The 18,557-nt window shown below is 57.3% G+C and carries 18 protein-coding genes; 15 read left to right on the forward strand and 3 right to left on the reverse strand.

The genetic code is table 11. The features are described from left to right. Positions 1 to 31 precede the first annotated feature (31 nt). Positions 32 to 478 carry a thioesterase family protein gene (locus G3M63_RS12980; RefSeq protein WP_163983406.1) on the forward strand — a complete coding sequence of 149 codons (447 nt, stop codon included), beginning with the start codon at positions 32 to 34 and terminating at the stop codon, positions 476 to 478. Between the two features lie 67 nt (positions 479 to 545). Here G3M63_RS12980 and G3M63_RS12985 read toward each other — a convergent pair whose 3' ends face one another. Next, the gene (locus G3M63_RS12985; protein ID WP_150302230.1) at positions 546 to 827 is read right to left on the reverse strand and encodes a pyrimidine/purine nucleoside phosphorylase; all 282 of its coding nucleotides are present in this window, start codon (positions 825 to 827) and stop codon (positions 546 to 548) included. A gap of 195 nt (positions 828 to 1,022) precedes the next feature. Between G3M63_RS12985 and G3M63_RS12990 the strand changes: the two genes are divergently transcribed. The 3 genes from G3M63_RS12990 to G3M63_RS13000 all read left to right on the forward strand — a co-directional run bounded on the left by G3M63_RS12990 (position 1,023) and on the right by G3M63_RS13000 (position 2,662). Further along, positions 1,023 to 1,298: a DUF5666 domain-containing protein gene (locus G3M63_RS12990; protein ID WP_150302229.1), complete on the forward strand. Its 276-nt coding sequence runs from the start codon at positions 1,023 to 1,025 to the stop codon at positions 1,296 to 1,298. A 154-nt stretch (positions 1,299 to 1,452) separates the two neighbouring features. Beyond that, complete coding sequence (locus tag G3M63_RS12995) at positions 1,453 to 2,325, forward strand: NAD(P)-dependent oxidoreductase (RefSeq protein WP_163983407.1); 873 nt, start codon at positions 1,453 to 1,455, stop codon at positions 2,323 to 2,325. A gap of 85 nt (positions 2,326 to 2,410) precedes the next feature. Beyond that, positions 2,411 to 2,662, forward strand: coding sequence for a YkgJ family cysteine cluster protein (locus G3M63_RS13000; RefSeq protein WP_150302227.1), 252 nt, complete (start codon positions 2,411 to 2,413; stop codon positions 2,660 to 2,662). Between the two features lie 55 nt (positions 2,663 to 2,717). Here G3M63_RS13000 and gltA read toward each other — a convergent pair whose 3' ends face one another. Then, entirely contained in the window at positions 2,718 to 3,992 is a 1,275-nt protein-coding gene (gltA, locus tag G3M63_RS13005; RefSeq protein ID WP_150302226.1) for a citrate synthase, read from the reverse strand. Positions 3,993 to 4,339: 347 nt separating this feature from the next. Between gltA and sdhC the strand changes: the two genes are divergently transcribed. The 11 genes from sdhC (at position 4,340) to G3M63_RS13060 (ending at position 17,993) form a co-directional block, all read left to right on the forward strand. Then, positions 4,340 to 4,726 carry a succinate dehydrogenase, cytochrome b556 subunit gene (gene sdhC / locus G3M63_RS13010; protein ID WP_150302225.1) on the forward strand — a complete coding sequence of 129 codons (387 nt, stop codon included), beginning with the start codon at positions 4,340 to 4,342 and terminating at the stop codon, positions 4,724 to 4,726. Next, positions 4,720 to 5,088, forward strand: coding sequence for a succinate dehydrogenase, hydrophobic membrane anchor protein (sdhD, locus tag G3M63_RS13015; RefSeq protein ID WP_150302224.1), 369 nt, complete (start codon positions 4,720 to 4,722; stop codon positions 5,086 to 5,088). The genes sdhC and sdhD overlap by 7 nt, the downstream gene beginning before the upstream one ends. Further along, positions 5,089 to 6,861 carry a succinate dehydrogenase flavoprotein subunit gene (gene sdhA / locus G3M63_RS13020; RefSeq protein WP_150302223.1) on the forward strand — a complete coding sequence of 591 codons (1,773 nt, stop codon included), beginning with the start codon at positions 5,089 to 5,091 and terminating at the stop codon, positions 6,859 to 6,861. Positions 6,862 to 6,872: 11 nt separating this feature from the next. Continuing rightward, positions 6,873 to 7,577, forward strand: a complete 705-nt coding sequence (locus G3M63_RS13025) for a succinate dehydrogenase iron-sulfur subunit (RefSeq protein ID WP_150302222.1) — start codon at positions 6,873 to 6,875, stop codon at positions 7,575 to 7,577. A gap of 304 nt (positions 7,578 to 7,881) precedes the next feature. Further along, the gene (locus G3M63_RS13030; RefSeq protein ID WP_163983408.1) at positions 7,882 to 10,719 is read left to right on the forward strand and encodes a 2-oxoglutarate dehydrogenase E1 component; all 2,838 of its coding nucleotides are present in this window, start codon (positions 7,882 to 7,884) and stop codon (positions 10,717 to 10,719) included. Between the two features lie 37 nt (positions 10,720 to 10,756). After that, complete coding sequence (gene odhB / locus G3M63_RS13035; protein ID WP_163983409.1) at positions 10,757 to 11,992, forward strand: 2-oxoglutarate dehydrogenase complex dihydrolipoyllysine-residue succinyltransferase; 1,236 nt, start codon at positions 10,757 to 10,759, stop codon at positions 11,990 to 11,992. 92 nt (positions 11,993 to 12,084) lie between these two features. Next, entirely contained in the window at positions 12,085 to 13,521 is a 1,437-nt protein-coding gene (gene lpdA / locus G3M63_RS13040; RefSeq protein WP_163983410.1) for a dihydrolipoyl dehydrogenase, read from the forward strand. A gap of 217 nt (positions 13,522 to 13,738) precedes the next feature. Next, the gene (gene sucC, locus G3M63_RS13045; protein ID WP_150302218.1) at positions 13,739 to 14,905 is read left to right on the forward strand and encodes an ADP-forming succinate--CoA ligase subunit beta; all 1,167 of its coding nucleotides are present in this window, start codon (positions 13,739 to 13,741) and stop codon (positions 14,903 to 14,905) included. Beyond that, positions 14,906 to 15,787, forward strand: a complete 882-nt coding sequence (gene sucD, locus G3M63_RS13050; protein ID WP_163983411.1) for a succinate--CoA ligase subunit alpha — start codon at positions 14,906 to 14,908, stop codon at positions 15,785 to 15,787. A gap of 132 nt (positions 15,788 to 15,919) precedes the next feature. Next, positions 15,920 to 17,239: a branched-chain amino acid transport system II carrier protein gene (gene brnQ, locus G3M63_RS13055; RefSeq protein ID WP_218573606.1), complete on the forward strand. Its 1,320-nt coding sequence runs from the start codon at positions 15,920 to 15,922 to the stop codon at positions 17,237 to 17,239. A gap of 10 nt (positions 17,240 to 17,249) precedes the next feature. Then, complete coding sequence (locus tag G3M63_RS13060) at positions 17,250 to 17,993, forward strand: DUF599 domain-containing protein (protein WP_178100981.1); 744 nt, start codon at positions 17,250 to 17,252, stop codon at positions 17,991 to 17,993. 70 nt (positions 17,994 to 18,063) lie between these two features. On the opposite strand, the gene G3M63_RS13065 is transcribed toward G3M63_RS13060, so the two are convergent. After that, the gene (locus G3M63_RS13065) at positions 18,064 to 18,486 is read right to left on the reverse strand and encodes a hypothetical protein (RefSeq protein WP_163983412.1); all 423 of its coding nucleotides are present in this window, start codon (positions 18,484 to 18,486) and stop codon (positions 18,064 to 18,066) included. Positions 18,487 to 18,557: the final 71 nt, after the last annotated feature.

Here is an 18,557-nt window from a genome sequence, read left to right on the forward strand (position 1 = left end):
GCCCATCGAATGCGCTGAAGGAGCTGACTCTGTGAACTGGGATCTCGACAACCCGCATACCTGCGATATCACCGTTCAGGCGACTGACATCGACGAATTGGGGCACGCCAACAACGCCGTCTATGTCGGCTGGCTGGAGCGTTGTGCCTGGAACCATTCTCAATCCCTGGGGCTGAGCGTAGAGGAATATCGCGAGCTGGACAGGGCGATGGCGGTGGTACGCCACGAGATCGATTACCTTGGCGCGGCGTACGAGAAGGACGAGCTGGTAATGGCGACGTGGATCGTGCACTGGGACCGCAAGCTGCGCATGACTCGGCATTTCCAGTTGGTGCGCAAATCGGACCAGGCGACCCTGTTGCGGGCAAAAACAATCTTTGCCTGCATCGAGATGAGCTCTGGCAAACCGCGACGCATGCCGCCGGTTTTTATCGAGAAATATGCGCGAGGCCTCACAGAGGCTCAAATGCAGAGCTGAGCGTTCCAGAGAGCGATCAGGCGGGCCGACAGTTCGTCGGCTCGACCCTTCATTCTGGAAGCGGTGCTTAACGGTATTCGCAGAGGTATGCCGTATCCTGCTCAACTTGAAGATGGAACCGGCTGTTGCCCGGCACCGTAAACTGCATGCCTGCGCTGAACTCTTCCCACTGCTCGCTGCCTGGCAGTTTGACGGTGAGGTGGCCGCTGATCACATGCATGATCTCCAGCTGACTGGTTCCGAACTCATACTCTCCCGGCGCCATCACGCCGACGGTCGCTGCGCCCTCTAGCTGCCGGAAGGCGATAGAGGCAACCTTGCCTTCGAAGTATTCGTTTACCGTGAACATTGTTGCGCTCCTGATAGGGATTAAAAGGGTCAACATTATGCCGATGCGGCTCGCGAAGCGGCAATCCAAATCACCGAAAGGTGGATTCTTTCTGCATGCACCCGGGCGAATCGGCATGCATCGAACCCGGCAATCTGAACCTGTGATTTGTTCGAGGGTCAGGTATGTGTGTACCCAACAACTTCGGAGTTACTTATGAAAGCTTCTGCAACTGCCTGGTTTGCCGCTCTGGCTCTCGGTTTGACAGCTGCCTCGGCTCACGCCGATGACCTGGAAGGTGATATCGAGTCGATTGATAAGGAAGCCATGTCTTTCGTGGTCGACGGTAAGTCATTCTCGACCAATGAGCAGACCGAGTACGAAGACAAGCTCAAGTCGTTCGGCGATCTTCAGCAGGGTATGCGCGTGGAGGTGGACTATGAGGAAACCAACGGCGAAATGATCGCAACAGAAATCGAAATTGACGACTGATCAAGCATGACAACCAGCTGCCGCAGGCATCCTGCGGCCTGGTTTCCCCCTTGTGCCCTGTTATTATCCTCTCCATATAACCGCTTCTCTTGAGTCCGAGGCTAAGCGCTCGACTTGAAGAGTCCGTCGATTCAGCACCACCCCTGGAGGCAATATGGCGAGCATCGCTTTTATAGGTTTGGGCGTAATGGGTTACCCGATGGCTGGTCACCTGCTACGTGCAGGGCATGAGGTCGGAGTGTTCAACCGCACGGATGAGAAAGCTCAGGCCTGGGTTGCCGAATTTGGTGGCGAAGCTTTTTCTACGCCTGCTCGCGCGGCAGCTGAGCGTGATTTCATCATGATCTGCGTGGGTAATGATGATGATCTGCGACAGGTTGTCAGTGGTCCCGACGGTGTGTTGGAAGGGGTGCGATCCGGTGCCGTTCTGGTCGACCATACAACAGCATCTGCGGGCGTGGCGCGAGAAATCGCCCTGCTATGCACGTCCAAGGGGGTTGGCTTTCTGGATGCGCCGGTATCCGGAGGCCAGGCTGGCGCAGAGGCCGGAAAACTCACGGTAATGGTGGGCGGGGAAGAGGCGGTATATGACCTGGCGCGTCCGGCCATCAGCAGCTACGCAAAGATGGTGCGGCGGATGGGTGAAGTGGGCAGCGGGCAGCTAACCAAAATGGTCAACCAGATCTGTATTGCGGGTCTGGTGGAAGGCCTTGCCGAAGCGCTGAGTTTTGCCCGCTGTGCCGGGCTGGATGCCGAGGCGGCAATGCAGGTGATCAGTAAGGGTGCGGCACAATCCTGGCAGCTGGAGAACCGCCACAAAAGCATGATTGCCGGTGAGTTTGATTTCGGTTTTGCAGTGGACTGGATGCGCAAGGATCTAGGTATCGTTCTGGATGAGGCGCGCAGCAACGGTGCTCAGCTGCCGGTCACGGCTCTGGTGGACCAGTTTTACGCTGATGTCCAAGCCATGGGGGGAGGGCGCTGGGATACATCGAGTCTGATTGCCAGGTTTGAGCGCCCCAAATAAACTGGCGCGCCGGATTACGATGGCCAGTATGACTTCGAGCCGGGAGTGTGGTGGCGGATGAGTGTGTTTTGAGCGGGGTGTCCACATGAAATGTCGGGAAGGCTGCGGCGCATGCTGTATTGCGCCCTCAATATCCTCAGCAATTCCCGGTATGCCTGACGGTAAGCCAGCAGGCGTCGCCTGTATCAACCTGACGCCGGATAATCGCTGCGGAATATTTACTTCACCGTTACGCCCGCTGGTATGCAGCCAGTTTGCTGCTGATCCGCAGGTATGTGGGGAAAGTACCGAGGAAGCGCTGATGATATTGCGATGGTGGGAACAGCAAACCGCCTGATCTTTGCGCTTTGGCCTGATACAAAAAACCCCGCTCGATGGCGGGGTTTTTCGCGTTATCTGGTCGGATAATCCCGCTGTTCCGAGCCGGTGTACAGCTGGCGCGGACGACCGATCTTGTACGGATTGCTGATCATCTCGTTCCAGTGTGCTATCCAGCCTGGCGTACGACCCGTGGCAAAAATCACCGTGAACATTTCGGTGGGAATGCCGATGGCCTTCAGGATGATGCCGGAATAGAAGTCCACGTTCGGATACAGGTTGCGCTCGATAAAATACGGATCGGTCAGCGCGATTTCTTCCAGCTTCATCGCCAGCTCGAGCTGCGGATCGTTGATGCCGAGTTCGCCGAGCACTTCGTCGCAGGTCTGCTTCATGACCTTGGCGCGTGGATCAAAGTTTTTGTAGACGCGATGACCGAAGCCCATCAGCTTGAACGGGTCGTCTTTGTCCTTGGCCTTTTCTACAAACTTGTCGATGTTGGATACGTCGCCGATTTCATCCAGCATCCGCAGGACGGCTTCATTGGCGCCGCCGTGTGCAGGGCCCCAGAGCGCGGCGATGCCCGCAGCGATACAGGCGAAGGGGTTGGCACCCGAGGAGCCTGCAAGGCGTACGGTAGACGTCGAGGCGTTCTGTTCGTGATCCGCGTGCAGTACAAATACCCGATCCATCGCCTTGGCCAGGACCGGATTGATCTTCTTCTCTTCGCATGGTGTGTTGAACATCATGTGCAGGAAGTTTTCCGAATAGGACAGGTTGTTACGCGGAAACATGAACGGCTGACCGACCGAATATTTGTACACCATGGCTGCCAGGGTAGGCATCTTGGCGATAAGGCGGATTGCCGAAATTTCCCGATGATGGGCGTCGTTGATGTCCAGCGAGTCATGATAAAAGGCCGACAGCGCGCCGACCACGCCGCACATGATGGCCATCGGATGGGCATCGCGACGGAAACCATTAAAGAAGTGCGACAGTTGTTCATGCACCATGGTGTGGCGTTTGATGGTGGTATCAAAGGTTTGCTTCTCTTCGTCAGTCGGAAGCTCGCCCTTGAGCAGCAAGAAGCAGGTTTCGAGGAAGTCGGCCTTCTCGGCCAGCTGTTCGATCGGGTAACCACGATGCAACAAGATCCCTTTGTCGCCATCAATGTAGGTGATCTTTGATTCACAGGATGATGTGGCCATGAAGCCGGGGTCGAATGTAAAAACCCCTTCTGCCGTCAAACCGCGGACATCCACCACATCTGGGCCTAGGGTGCCAGAGTAAACTGGCAGATCGATGGGGGCAGCGCCCTCGATGATCAATTGCGCCTTTTTATCAGCCATGAGGCCTCCTGTTTGATGGTATCGAAAGTGTGCCCCCACGCAGGGCCCGCATCACTATAAGGTCATAATCCCGTTTGTCAATTATGGGATAGAGAATGGTTATAAGCTTGATTTAGGCAGTCAATAAGCCGCTAGATCGGGGGCGTTAACCGCACAGCATGGACTGGGAATGCCCGCTGGAAAGAGTGTATCGCATTGTAATCAAAGGTCTGAGTCTCTATACTCCCTGTCCGGAAAAGCGGCCCATTAGCCCTCTGCCTGTCCCGGCATGGCTGCCTGTATGGACGCTTGGGTACCCACGCGAGTGCGCCTTCCTATAATCCAGCCCTGCCCACAGGGCCATAAGTGTGAATATAGCCGTGAATAGCAAAAGACCTGTCAATTTAGACCTCAGGACGATCAAACTTCCTGTCACTGCCTATACATCTATTGCTCACCGTATCTCGGGCATCATTCTGTTTGTCGCCATAGCAGGTTTGCTATGGATGCTGGACAGCTCACTGAGTTCCGAAAGCGGCTTCGAGCAGGTTCAGGATGTTTTCGAAAACCCTTTAGTCAAGTTCATCACGTGGGGCGTCCTGTCTGCTCTGCTGTATCACCTGGTCGCTGGTATCCGGCACCTGGTGATGGATGCTGGCGTTGGTGAAGGGCTTGAAAGTGGCAAGCGTGGCGCGCAGGCGGTGATCGTCATTGCCGCTGTTCTGATTGTTCTTCTGGGGGTATGGATATGGTAACCAACGTCACCAACCTGTCGCGCAGCGGCCTGTATGACTGGATGGCGCAGCGCGTATCGGCGGTTGTGCTAGCTGTTTACACCCTGTTTCTGCTCGGTTACCTGATCGCCAACCCGGATCTGACTTTCGAACAATGGCATAACCTGTTCAGCCAGAACTGGATGCGCATTTTCAGTCTGCTGACGCTGGTCGCGCTGAGTGTGCATGCCTGGGTCGGAATGTGGACGATCTCTACCGACTATCTCACTCCGATGGCACTGGGCAAGTCTGCCACCGTTGTTCGGTTCCTTTTCCAGACTGTCTGCGGGCTGGCAATGTTTGTCCTGTTCGTCTGGGGCGTCCAGATTCTTTGGGGTTTCTAAATGGCTAATATTCGTACACTGACTTTTGATGCCATCATTGTAGGTGGCGGTGGTGCTGGTATGCGCGCGGCGCTGCAGCTGGCTCAGGGCGGACACAAGACTGCCGTCGTTACCAAGGTTTTCCCGACCCGTTCGCACACCGTATCCGCCCAGGGCGGCATCACCTGTGCTATCGCCTCGGCAGATCCGAACGACGATTGGCGCTGGCACATGTATGACACCGTCAAGGGTTCCGATTACATCGGCGACCAGGACGCCATCGAGTACATGTGTTCCGTAGGGCCGGAAGCGGTATTCGAACTTGAGCACATGGGTCTGCCTTTCTCCCGTACCGAGCAGGGCCGCATTTACCAGCGTCCGTTCGGTGGTCAGTCCAAAGGTCCGGATAACCCGACTCAGGCTGCCCGTACCTGCGCCGCCGCGGACCGTACTGGTCACGCGCTGCTGCACACGCTGTATCAGAACAACGTCAAGCACGACACTACCTTCCTTAATGAATGGTATGCAGTGGATCTGGTCAAGAACCAGGACGGCGCTGTGGTGGGTGTCATCGCCATTTGTATTGAAACCGGTGAGACCGTTTATATCCGCGCCAAGGCCACTGTACTGGCCACTGGTGGTGCAGGGCGTATCTATGCATCTACTACCAACGCACTGATCAATACCGGTGATGGCGTCGGCATGGCGCTGCGCGCAGGCGTGCCTGTTCAGGATATTGAAATGTGGCAGTTCCACCCCACCGGTATTGCCGGCGCGGGTACGCTGGTTACCGAGGGTTGCCGTGGTGAGGGTGGCTACCTGATCAACAAGCACGGTGAGCGGTTCATGGAGCGCTATGCTCCAAACGCCAAGGATCTTGCTGGTCGTGACGTTGTTGCTCGCTCCATGGTCAAGGAAATCATCGCCGGTAACGGCTGTGGTCCGGAAGGCGACCACGTGATGCTGAAGCTGGATCACCTGGGTGAGGAAGTCCTGCACAGTCGTCTGCCTGGTATTTGTGAGCTGTCCAAAACCTTCGCTCACGTTGATCCCGTCACTGCCCCGATCCCTGTTGTTCCGACCTGTCACTACATGATGGGCGGTGTTGCTACCAATATTCATGGCCAGGCACTGACTCAGGATGCCCAGGGCAATGACAAGATCATCGACGGTCTGTTTGCTGTCGGTGAAGTGGCCTGCGTATCGGTACACGGCGCCAACCGTCTGGGCGGTAACTCGCTGCTTGACCTGGTGGTGTTCGGTCGTGCAGCCGGCTTGCATCTGGAAAGCGCGTTGAAGGAAGGCATCGATCATCGCGGCGCTTCGGAGTCCGATATCGAGTCGTCCCTGGCGCGTCTGTCCGGACTGAACGAGCGCACTACCGGTGAAGATGTGGCGCCGCTGCGCAAGGAATTGCAGAGCTGCATGCAGAACTATTTCGGTGTATTCCGTACCGGCGAGTTCATGCAGAAAGGTATCAAGCAACTGGCCGAACTGCGCGAGCGTATCGCCAACGTCAAGATCCAGGACAAGAGCCAGGCGTTCAACACTGCCCGGATCGAAGCGCTGGAACTACAGAACCTGCTGGAAGTCGCCGAGGCCACAGCTATTGCTGCTGACACCCGGACTGAAAGCCGTGGCGCCCACGCACGTGAAGATTACGAGGACCGGGACGATGTGAACTGGCTGTGCCACAGCCTGTACATGCCCGCGACCAAGGAACTGCGCAAGCGTGCGGTGAACTTCTCGCCAAAGACAGTGCCGAGCTTCGAGCCTAAAGTGCGTACTTATTAAGGGTGACCAATATGTTGCAAGTAAGCGTCTACCGTTATAACCCCGAGAGCGACAACGCTCCCTACATGCAGGACTTCCAGATCGACACCGGCGGCAAGGACATCATGGTCCTTGACGTGCTGGCTCTGGTGAAGGAGCAGGACGTGGGCATGGCCTACCGCCGCTCCTGCCGTGAGGGCGTTTGTGGTTCCGACGGGATGAATATCAACGGAAGAAACGGCCTGGCGTGTATCACTCCTCTGTCAGAGGTGGTGAAGAACAACAAGCTGGTTTTGCGTCCTCTGCCTGGTTTGCCGGTAATACGTGACCTGGTTGTGGATATGAGCATCTTCTATAAGCAATACGAGAAGGTTCAGCCGTATTTGCAGAATGATACGCCGGCGCCCGCGATTGAGCGCCTGCAAACGCCTGAGGAACGGGCGAAGCTGGATGGCTTGTACGAATGTATTCTTTGTGCATGTTGCTCCACTTCCTGTCCTTCGTTCTGGTGGAATCCAGACAAGTTTATCGGTCCTGCTGGTCTGCTCCAGGCTTATCGTTTCCTGGCCGACAGCCGCGACACCAAGACCGACGAGCGTCTGGCTTCTCTGGACGATCCGTTCAGCGTATTCCGCTGCCGCGGCATCATGAACTGCGTGAATGTCTGCCCGAAGGGTCTGAATCCGACCCGTGCGATTGGACACATCCGCAACATGTTGTTGCAGAGCGGTACCTGATTGGCGTGATTCTGCATTAAGGTTGGCCTGTGCCGGCTCCTGCTATAGGGAGTCGGTCAGATTTAGTCGAACCGCAGCCCAAAAAGCCGCGGTTTGTAATACCTATAAACCAACAGGGGCACTCGGGTAACACCCGAACTATCTGTCGGGGCCGGCGATATTCCGGAAAGCAGGGTCTGGTAGGGCAAGGAACGGCAGCGACACTGTCGAACGTCTTGCTTCATAGCCTGCACGGAAGGCAGTTTCTTATGCCGATTAATGGTCTTTGCGCCAGGTGGTGTCCCCTTAAAGAGGGTGACCAAGCATGCCAGACAGCGAAATGCAGCAGCTGTGGAGCACGTCTCACTTATCCGGTGGGAATGCCTCCTATGTTGAAGAGCTCTATGAGCTCTATCTGCACGATCCGAACAGCGTAGCCGAAGAATGGTGCAGTTATTTCCAGAAGCTGCCGCAGATCAACGGACACGCCGCCTCGGATGTTTCCCATTCCACCATTCGCGAACATTTCGAGAAGCTCGCGACCAGTAGCCGCCGCCCCCAGGCGAGCGCAGGTGGACAAGTCAGCAGTGAGCACGAGAAGAAACAGGTCGATGTGCTGCGCCTCATCCAGGCTTACCGGATGCGCGGACATCAGGCCTCCAGCCTCGATCCGCTCGGCTTGTGGGTTCGGGACAAGATCGCTGATTTGACCTTCGATGACTACGCTTTGACCGATGCCGATCTGGACACTGTGTTTCGCACCGGTGAGCTGAAAATCGGCAAGGAAGAAGCACCCCTCCGCGAAATACTGGAAGCGTTGCAGTCGACGTATTGCTCGACTTTCGGCGCCGAATACATGCACATCGTCGACTCGGCCCAGCGCCGCTGGTTCCAGCAGCGCCTGGAGACCGTACGCGGCCGTCCGCAGCACTCGGTGGAGAGCCGCAAGCACCTGCTTGAGCGCCTGACTGCCGCCGAAGGCCTGGAAAAGTACCTTGGCACCAAGTACCCCGGCACCAAGCGTTTTGGCGCTGAAGGGGCCGAGAGCATGATTCCCATGCTCGACGAGATCATCCAGCGTGCCGGTTCCTACGGTACCCAGGAAATCGTGTTGGGGATGGCCCACCGTGGTCGCCTGAACGTACTGGTCAATACGCTGGGCAAGAACCCGCGTGACCTGTTCGACGAGTTTGAAGGCAAAGCCAAGCTGGCGTTGGGCTCCGGTGACGTCAAGTATCACCAGGGCTTCTCCTCCAACGTAATGACCTCCGGCGGGGAAGTGCATCTTGCACTGGGTTTCAACCCTTCGCACCTGGAGATCGTTTCTCCGGTGGTAGAGGGATCGGTGCGTGCTCGTCAGGATCGCCGCAAGGACGCCACGGGTGACAAGGTGATGCCGATCAGTATTCACGGTGATGCGGCGTTTGCCGGTCAGGGTGTAGTCATGGAGACATTCCAGATGTCCCAGACCCGCGCCTACAAGACCGGCGGCACTATCCATATCATCATCAATAACCAGGTCGGCTTTACTACCAGCCGCCAGGAAGACGCGCGCTCGACTGAATACGCTACCGACGTGGCGAAGATGATTCAGGCACCGATCCTGCACGTCAACGGTGATGACCCGGAAGCGGTCCTGTGGGTTACCCAGCTGGCCGTTGACTACCGCATGCAGTTCAAGCGCGACGTAGTGATCGACCTGGTCTGCTACCGCCGTCGTGGTCATAACGAGGCGGATGAGCCGTCCGGTACCCAGCCACTGATGTACTCGGTGATCAGCAAGCATCCCACCACGCGTGATATCTATGCCGAGAGACTCGTGCAAGCCGGGGTTCTCACCGCTGAAGATATTGAGGGCATGATCGATGAATATCGGACAGCACTGGACAATGGCGATCACGTCGTCAAGAGCCTGGTCAAGGAGCCTGATAGCACCTCTTTCGTCAACTGGTCGCCCTATCTGGGCCATGTCTGGACTGCACGCCACGACACCCGTTTTGACCTGAAGACCTTGCAAGAGCTTGCCAACCAGCTGAATACCGTTCCCGACGGTCTGGTCGTGCAGCGTCAAACCGGCAAGATCATTGAAGACCGTCGCAAGATGGCCGCTGGTGGCCTGGCGTTGAACTGGGGCTTCGCAGAGACCATGGCCTACGCCACACTACTGCATGAAGGGCACCCGGTACGGATTTCCGGTCAGGACGTTGGCCGCGGTACCTTCTCGCACCGCCATGCGGTGTTGCATAACCAGAAGGACGGCACCAGCTACGTTCCGCTGGCGAACCTGTCGGAAAGCCAGCCACGCTTCGACATTTATGACTCCCTGCTGTCGGAGGAGGCGGTACTGGCCTTCGAGTATGGTTATGCGACCACTACGCCGAATGCGCTGGTTGTCTGGGAAGCGCAGTTCGGGGACTTTGCCAACGGCGCACAGGTGGTTATCGACCAGTTCATCTCGAGTGGCGAGCATAAATGGGGACGTCTGTGCGGGCTGACCATGTTGCTGCCGCACGGGTATGAAGGGCAGGGGCCTGAGCATTCGTCTGCTCGCCTTGAGCGCTTCCTTCAGCTCAGTGCCGAGCACAACATCCAGGTGTGTGTGCCGACTACGCCTGCGCAGATATATCACTTGCTGCGCCGCCAGGTTATTCGTCCGCTGCGCAAGCCATTGATCGTGCTCACGCCAAAGTCACTGCTACGTCACAAGCTTGCGGTATCAAGTCTGGAAGAACTTGCCGAGGGCTCCTTCCACACGGTCGTGCCCGAGATCGATACGCTCGACCCGGCCAAGGTTGAACGCGTCATCATGTGTAGCGGCAAGGTTTACTACGATCTGCTGGAAAAACGTCGTGCCGAAGGCAATGAGACAGCTGCCATTGTGCGTATCGAGCAGCTGTATCCGTTCCCCGAGGAAGACCTGGCTGAAGCGCTGGCACCTTACCAGTCACTGAAGAAGGTCATCTGGTGTCAGGAAGAACCGATGAACCAGGGCGCCTGGTATTGCAGTCAGCATCACATGCGTCGGGTAATCGGCCAGCACAAGATCGACAACCTGTATCTGGACTACGCTGGACGGGAGGCCTCGGCTGCCCCGGCTGGTGGCTATGCGTCCATGCATGCAGAACAACAGGCAAAACTCCTGCAAGACGCTTTCACCATCTGAGCAGCTGCAGACACAACAGAATTGATAAGGATCGACCATGGCTATTGAAATCAAGGCCCCTACTTTCCCCGAATCGGTTGCCGACGGCACCGTGGCGACCTGGCACAAGCAGCCGGGTGATGCAGTCAAGCGCGACGAGTTGATCGTTGATATCGAGACCGACAAAGTCGTACTGGAAGTACTGGCTGAAGCCGATGGCGTACTCGGAGACATCGTCAAGGGCGAAGGCGAGACCGTACTCAGTGCGGAATTGCTTGGCACCTTGAACGAAGGCGCCGCCGGCGCTGCACCTGCGGCCAAGGAAGCACCCAAGCAGGAAGCCGCTTCTGCTGCTGCACCGGCTGCAGAATCGTCTGACGATGCAATGATGGCGCCTGCTGCGCGCAAACTGGCCGAAGAAAACGGCCTGAGCGCTTCGCAGATTTCCGGTACCGGTAAGGGCGGACGCATCACCAAGGAAGATGTCGTTAACGCGATCGAGGCGAAGAAAGCCGCACCGGCCAAGCCTGCCGCTGCGCCTGCCAAGCCTGCCGCAGCCCAATCGGGTGCCGAGGCGCTGGGAGAGGGTGACCGCATCGAGAAGCGTGTCCCGATGACTCGTCTGCGTGCACGTATCGCCGAGCGTCTGGTTGATGCCCAGTCCAGCATGGCGATGTTGACTACCTTCAATGAAGTCAACATGAAGCCGATCATGGATCTGCGCAAGAAGTACAAGGATCAGTTCGAGAAGAAGCACGACGGCGTGCGTCTTGGCTTCATGTCGTTCTTCGTCAAGGCCGCTACTGAAGCGCTCAAGCGTTACCCCGCAGTTAACGCCTCGATTGATGGCAATGACGTCGTGTACCACGGTTATCAGGATATCGGTGTCGCCGTATCCAGCGACCGGGGTCTGGTTGTACCTATCCTACGCAATACCGAACACATGGGCCTGGCGCAGATTGAAGGCACCATCGCCGATTACGGCCGCAAGGCGCGCGACGGCAAGTTGTCGATGGAAGAAATGACCGGCGGAACCTTCACCATCTCCAATGGCGGTGTGTTTGGTTCACTGTTGTCCTCGCCGATCGTGAACCCGCCGCAGGCAGCCATTCTGGGCATGCACAAGATCCAGGAGCGTCCGATGGCGGTCAATGGACAGGTCGTGGTGCTGCCGATGATGTACCTGGCGCTGTCCTATGACCATCGCCTGATCGACGGCAAGGAAGCGGTCAGCTTTCTGGTTGCCATCAAGGATTTGCTGGAAGATCCAGCGCGCATCCTGCTGGAAATCTGATTCAGTCAAACGCGTTCAGCTTCGAGCGGCAAGCTGTCAGGGGAATAGGTACTGACAGCTTCTGAGCTCCGCCGCAAATAGAGGAAATGGATATGAGTGAGAAATACGATGTGGTCGTAATCGGTGCCGGTCCGGGTGGCTATGTAGCCGCCATTCGCGCCGCGCAGTTGGGCCTGAAAACCGCATGTATCGAAGAGTATGTGGGTAAGGATGGCAAGCAGGCCCTAGGTGGGACTTGTCTCAACGTGGGCTGTATTCCGTCCAAGGCGTTGCTGGACAGCTCATGGAAATTCCATGAGGCGCAGGATGGCCTGGCACTGCACGGTATTGAAACCAAGGGTGTCAGCATTGATGTGCCGGCGATGATTGACCGCAAGGACAAGATCGTCAAGCAGTTCACTGGCGGCGTCGCTTCGTTGTTCAAGGCAAACGGTGTCACGAGCATCGAGGGCCACGGCAAGCTGCTGGCCAACAAGCAGGTTGAAGTCACCGCGAAGGATGGCACCACCACCGTTATCGAGGCGGGTAACGTCATCCTCGCATCGGGTTCACGTCCCATTGATATTCCGCCTGCTCCGTTGACCGAGAACATCATCGTCGACTCCACCGGCGCGCTGGATTTCCAGACGACGCCGCAGAAGCTGGGTGTTATTGGTGCTGGCGTGATCGGTCTAGAACTTGGCTCGGTATGGCGTCGGTTGGGTGCTGAGGTGGTCGTTTTCGAAGCACTGGACAAGTTCCTTAGCCTCGCTGATGAGCAGGTTGCCAAGGAAGCGCTCAAGACCTTTACCAAGCAGGGCTTGCAGATTCGTCTGGGTGCCCGGGTCACCGGCACTGAAGTCAAGGGTGAGCAGGTAACGGTTTCTTTCACTGACGCCAACGGCGAGCAACAGCTTACGTTCGACAAGTTGATTGTGGCAGTTGGGCGTCGTGCCTACACCGAGAACCTGCTGGCCTCCGATTGTGGTGTCGATCTGGACGAGCGCGGCGTGATCTTCGTTGACGACTACTGCGAAACCAGCGCCCCAGGCGTCTATGCCGTCGGTGATGCGGTCCGCGGTCCAATGCTCGCACACAAGTCTTCTGAAGAAGGCGTGATGGTCGCCGAGCGTATCGCTGGCCAGAAAGCCGCGATGAATTATGACCTCGTTCCCTCGGTTATCTATACCCATCCGGAAATCGCATGGGTTGGCAAGAACGAGCAGCAGCTCAAGGCAGAGAACGTCGAAGTCAATATCGGCGTGTTCCCCTTCGCAGCCAATGGCCGCGCGGTAGCTGCCAACGAAACCACTGGTATGGTCAAGGTGATTGCGGATGCCAAGACTGACCGTGTACTGGGTGTACACGTAATTGGTCCGGGTGCAGCAGAGCTGGTACAGCAGGGCGCCATTGCGATGGAGTTCGGCACCAGCGCAGAAGACATCGGCATGATGGTCTTCTCGCATCCGACCGTATCAGAAGCGCTGAAGGAAGCAGCGCTAGCAGTAAATGGCCACGCGATACATGTAGCCAATCGCAAGAAGCGTTAAGATATCGCCCCTGTGACCGGCGGGTCATCCAATCCGCCGGTTGCCTGGCCCTTATCTGCAAGCACAGGCCGAGTGATCGGCCAGTCACCTGCGGGTGATACCCAGACGATGAATCAAGTCGGATGAAGGATGATGCATCGCCTGGCAAGGGTGACGGCGGCGCGGTCTGGCCGCTGCCATGAACGCAATTCCTACACGATCAAAACGGTAGACACGTATGAATCTCCACGAATATCAGGGAAAGCAGCTCTTTGCTGAGTACGGCCTTCCTGTCTCCAAGAGTTATGCTGTTGACACTCCTGAAGAAGCGGCAGAAGCCTGTGACAAAATTGGCGGTACCGAGTGGGTCGTCAAGGCTCAGGTTCACGCTGGCGGTCGCGGCAAAGCAGGCGGCGTCAAGCTGATCAAAAGCAAGGAAGATGCGAAGGCTTTCGCTGAAAAATGGCTCGGCCAGCGTCTGGTGACCTATCAGACTGATGCCGATGGCCAGCCTGTCGCCAAGATTCTGGTTGAATCCTGCACCGACATCGCCCAGGAACTGTACCTCGGCGCAGTCGTTGACCGTTCCAGCCGCCGTATCGTGTTCATGGCATCTACCGAAGGTGGCGTGGAGATTGAGAAGGTCGCAGAAGAGACCCCTGAGAAGATTCTCAAGGCGACTATCGATCCGCTGGTAGGCCCGCAGCCTTACCAGGGCCGTGACCTGGCGTTCCAGCTCGGCCTGCAGGGCGACCAGATCAAGCAGTTCACCAAGATCTTCATGGGTCTGGGCAAGCTGTTTGCCGACTACGACCTGGCGCTGCTGGAAATCAATCCGCTGGTCATCAAGGCCGACGGTGATCTGCACTGCCTGGACGCCAAGCTTGGCATCGATGGCAACGCCATGTACCGCCAGCCAAAACTGCGTGCCATGCATGATCCGTCCCAGGACGACCCGCGCGAAGCCCACGCTGCCAAGTTCGAACTGAACTACGTTGCCCTTGAAGGCAACATCGGTTGCATGGTCAACGGCGCCGGTCTGGCCATGGGCACCATGGACATCGTCAACCACCACGGCGGCAAGCCTGCCAACTTCCTGGATGTGGGCGGCGGCGCGACCAAAGAACGCGTTACCGAAGCCTTCAAGATCATTCTGTCTGACACTAATGTGGCGGCAGTGCTGGTCAACATTTTCGGCGGCATCGTTCGTTGCGACATGATTGCCGAAGGCATCATCGGCGCGGTGAAGGAGGTCGGCGTGAAGGTGCCGGTAGTGGTTCGCCTGGAAGGCAACAACGCCGACCTGGGTGCCAAGGTATTGCAGGAAAGTGGTCTGAACATCATTGCAGCAACCAGTCTGACCGACGCTGCTGAGCAAGTCGTCAAGGCCGCGGAGGGTAAATAAATGAGCATTTTGATCGATAAAGATACCAAGGTAATCTGCCAGGGCATTACTGGTTCACAGGGTTCGTTCCACACTGAACAGGCCATCGAGTACGGCACCCAGATGGTCGGCGGCGTGACCCCGGGCAAGGGTGGTACTACCCACCTGGGCGTGCCGGTGTTCAACACCGTTCGTGAAGCAGTCGAGCAGACCGGTGCTACTGCCAGCGTGATCTACGTTCCGGCGCCTTTCTGCAAGGACTCGGTCCTTGAAGCGGCCAACGGTGGCATCAAGCTGATTGTCTGCATCACCGAAGGCATCCCGACTCTGGACATGCTCGACTGCAAAGTCGTCTGTGACCAGCTGGGCGTACGCCTGATCGGACCTAACTGCCCGGGCGTCATCACCCCCGGCGAATGCAAGATCGGCATCATGCCCGGTCACATTCACCAGCCAGGCAAAGTCGGCATCGTATCGCGTTCCGGCACCCTGACCTACGAAGCGGTCAAGCAGACCACTGACGCTGGCTTTGGCCAGTCCAGCTGCGTTGGCATCGGCGGGGACCCGATTCCGGGCTCCAACTTCATCGACATCCTGGAGATGTTCGAGAAGGATCCAAAAACCGAAGCAATCGTGATGATCGGCGAGATCGGCGGCAGTGCTGAAGAAGAAGCTGCAGCCTATATCAAAGCCAATGTCACCAAGCCGGTCGTTTCGTACATCGCTGGTGTAACCGCTCCGGCGGGCAAGCGCATGGGTCACGCAGGCGCGATCATCTCGGGCGGCAAGGGTACTGCCGACGAGAAGTTTGCTGCGCTGGAAGACGCAGGCGTCAAGACCGTACGGTCGCTCGCAGATATCGGCAAGGCTTTGTCCGAGCTGACTGGCTGGGCGATGAAGTAACTGACCAGCCGGGGCCGCGCCCCTTGTGTCAGATGAAACCCCGCTTCGGCGGGGTTTTTGTTTTTCGGGTCATCTATAATGCCCGGGATATCGCTTGTCTCTACCGGATGGGCCTGAATTTGAAGAGATCCCGTGAGAAAACTGTCATCCGCAAATCTGCTTGCGCTGGGTTTTATGACCTTTGCGCTGTTTCTCGGCGCCGGTAACGTCGTCTTTCCACCCGAGGCCGGCCTGGTCGCCGGGCAAAATATGTGGCCGACCGCGTTGGGCTTCCTGATTACCGCTGTGGGTTTGCCGCTGTTGACCCTCGTGGCGCTGGCCAAAGTAGGCGGCGGCATCAACGAGCTGACCAGCCCTCTGGGACGTTTGGCCGGTGTGGCTCTGGCTGTGCTGGTATATCTGGCGATCGGGCCGTTGTTTGCCACGCCGCGCACCGCGGTCGTGTCTTATGAGATTGGCGTGGTGCCTTTCGTGCAGAACAGCTGGCAGACTCTGCTGGTTTATACGCTGGTATTCTTCTCTGCGGTTCTGTTCCTGGCGCTCAAGCCCGGACGACTGATGGATAACGTCGGCAAATACATCACGCCGATACTGGTGGCCGCGCTGGTGGTGTTGGGTCTGTCAGCCATTCTGTTCCCCGCTGGCGAGGTGGCGCCAGCTGCAGCAGCTTATCGGCGTGCGCCCTTTATCGAAGGCTTCCTGCAGGGTTACCTGACCATGGATACGCTGGGTGCACTGGTGTTCGGTATCGTCGTGACCACGGCCATACGCGACCGCCAGATCGATAACACCGCGCTCATCACGCGTTACACCATGATCGCCGCTGTCATTGCCGCAATCGGACTGGCGTTGGTATATCTCGCATTGTTCCAGCTGGGTGCGACCAGTGGCTCACTGGTCGAACCAGGCGCCAACGGTGGCCGTATTCTGGCGGCATTCGTTCAGTTTCGTTTTGGCACCGCCGGCAGCATGCTGTTGAGCGTGGTTATTACGCTGGCTTGCCTGACTACCGCCGTGGGCTTGATGGTCGCCTGCGGTGAATTTTTCAGCAGGATCATGCCGGTGAGCTATTCGGCTGTCGTCTGGGTTTTCACCTTGTTCAGCATGGCCGTAGCAAACCAGGGCCTGGATAATCTGATCAGAATTTCCATCCCGGTGCTGGTGGGTCTGTATCCACTGGCTATCGTGTTAGTGCTGGTCGGTTTGCTGGTGCACGGGTGGGCGCGGCCACAGAACATCATGCGACCGGTCATGCTGGTGGCGCTGGTATTCGGCGTCATGGATGGGCTCAAAGCCGCCGGCCTGATGGAACCTGAAACCACCTGGTTACAGGCGTTACCTTTATCTTCGCAGGGCTTGGGTTGGCTTGTGCCGGTGGTGGTGATGCTGGTGGTTGCCATTGTTGTTGATCGCAGTCGGCACGGCGCGCTGCGACATGCTGCCAATAACTGAGGCTGGTTTGATGTTCTCACTACCTGACGCTGGAAATGTCTGGCTCAATAGCGTTGCCCTCGCATGGTTTCTTTCGTGCTGGGTCGGCTATACATACTATGCGCGGCGCAAGGCGCGTGATACCGCCTGCCTGGCCAGTGTGCTGCATCTGTATCGCAAGGATTGGATGAGCCGGCTGTTAATGCGCGACCAGCGTATTGCTGATGTGAGCGTGATAGCCAACCTGGAGCGTAATACGGCGTTTTTTGCCTCAAGCACACTGTTGATCCTGGCTGGCCTGATCACTGTGATGGGGGCTACCGACCGTGCCGAAAGTCTGTTGCAGGATCTCCCTTTCGTTGTGCCTGTCAGTCGCGGAGCGTCCGAAATCAAGCTACTGGTCATGCTCGGGATATTCGTTTATGCGTTCTTCACGTTCTCGTGGGGGATGCGTCAGTACAACTTTGCGTCAGTGCTGCTTGGATCGGCGCCGCTGGTTGGCGAGAAGCGCGTTACCGAAGCGGAACGAAAGGCCTATGCAGCAAGGGCGGCACGGGTATTATCGATGGCAGGCTACTCGTTCAATCTGGGCTTGCGCTCTTATTACTTCGCGCTGGCGACCCTGGCCTGGTTTATCAATCCATTCCTTTTTCTGGCAGCAACTACCTGGGTCGTCTGGGTATTGTACCGGCGGGAATTCCACTCTCATGTACTTGAGGCGATGATGTTCACGCCGACGGAATTTGTCGATCCGACGCCGGATAATCCTGATTAGGACCATTGTTTCGAGGGCGGAGCGGGGACAAGGCGTGGACAGTGCGGGTGATGACGAACCGAAGGGGCGGTTATAAGCAGGATGCGCCGTCGGACGCACCCTGCAGAAAACCGCTATTGCTATTACTGGGTACCGGTGCCGCTGGTGCCGGATCCTGTAGTGCCAGTGCCAGTGCCAGTGCCAGTGCCAGTCCCGGTTCCTGTTCCAGTGGTGCCAGTGCCAGTGCCGGTTCCTGTTCCAGTGGTGCCAGTGCCGGTGCCGGTGGTGCCAGTCCCGGTTCCAGTGGTGCCAGTGCCAGTTCCAGTCCCGGTAGTGCCGGTTCCAGTGGTGCCAGTGCCAGTTCCAGTCCCGGTAGTGCCGGTTCCAGTGGTGCCTGTGCCGGTTCCACTGCCCATGCCGCTGCCAGTCGCTCCTGGATCAGCGCCCATGCCGTCATTGGTGCCCATGGTGCTTTCGTCAGTTGTTTCTGCTGGGTATTCCACTTCTTCTTCATCACCGCCACATGCGGCGAGAAGACCAAAGCTGGCTACCAATACAGCTGTTGCGCAAAGTTTTTTCATAGCG

The organism is Pseudomonas sp. OIL-1 (assembly GCF_010669185.1).
GTDB lineage: Bacteria > Pseudomonadota > Gammaproteobacteria > Pseudomonadales > Pseudomonadaceae > Halopseudomonas > Halopseudomonas profundi.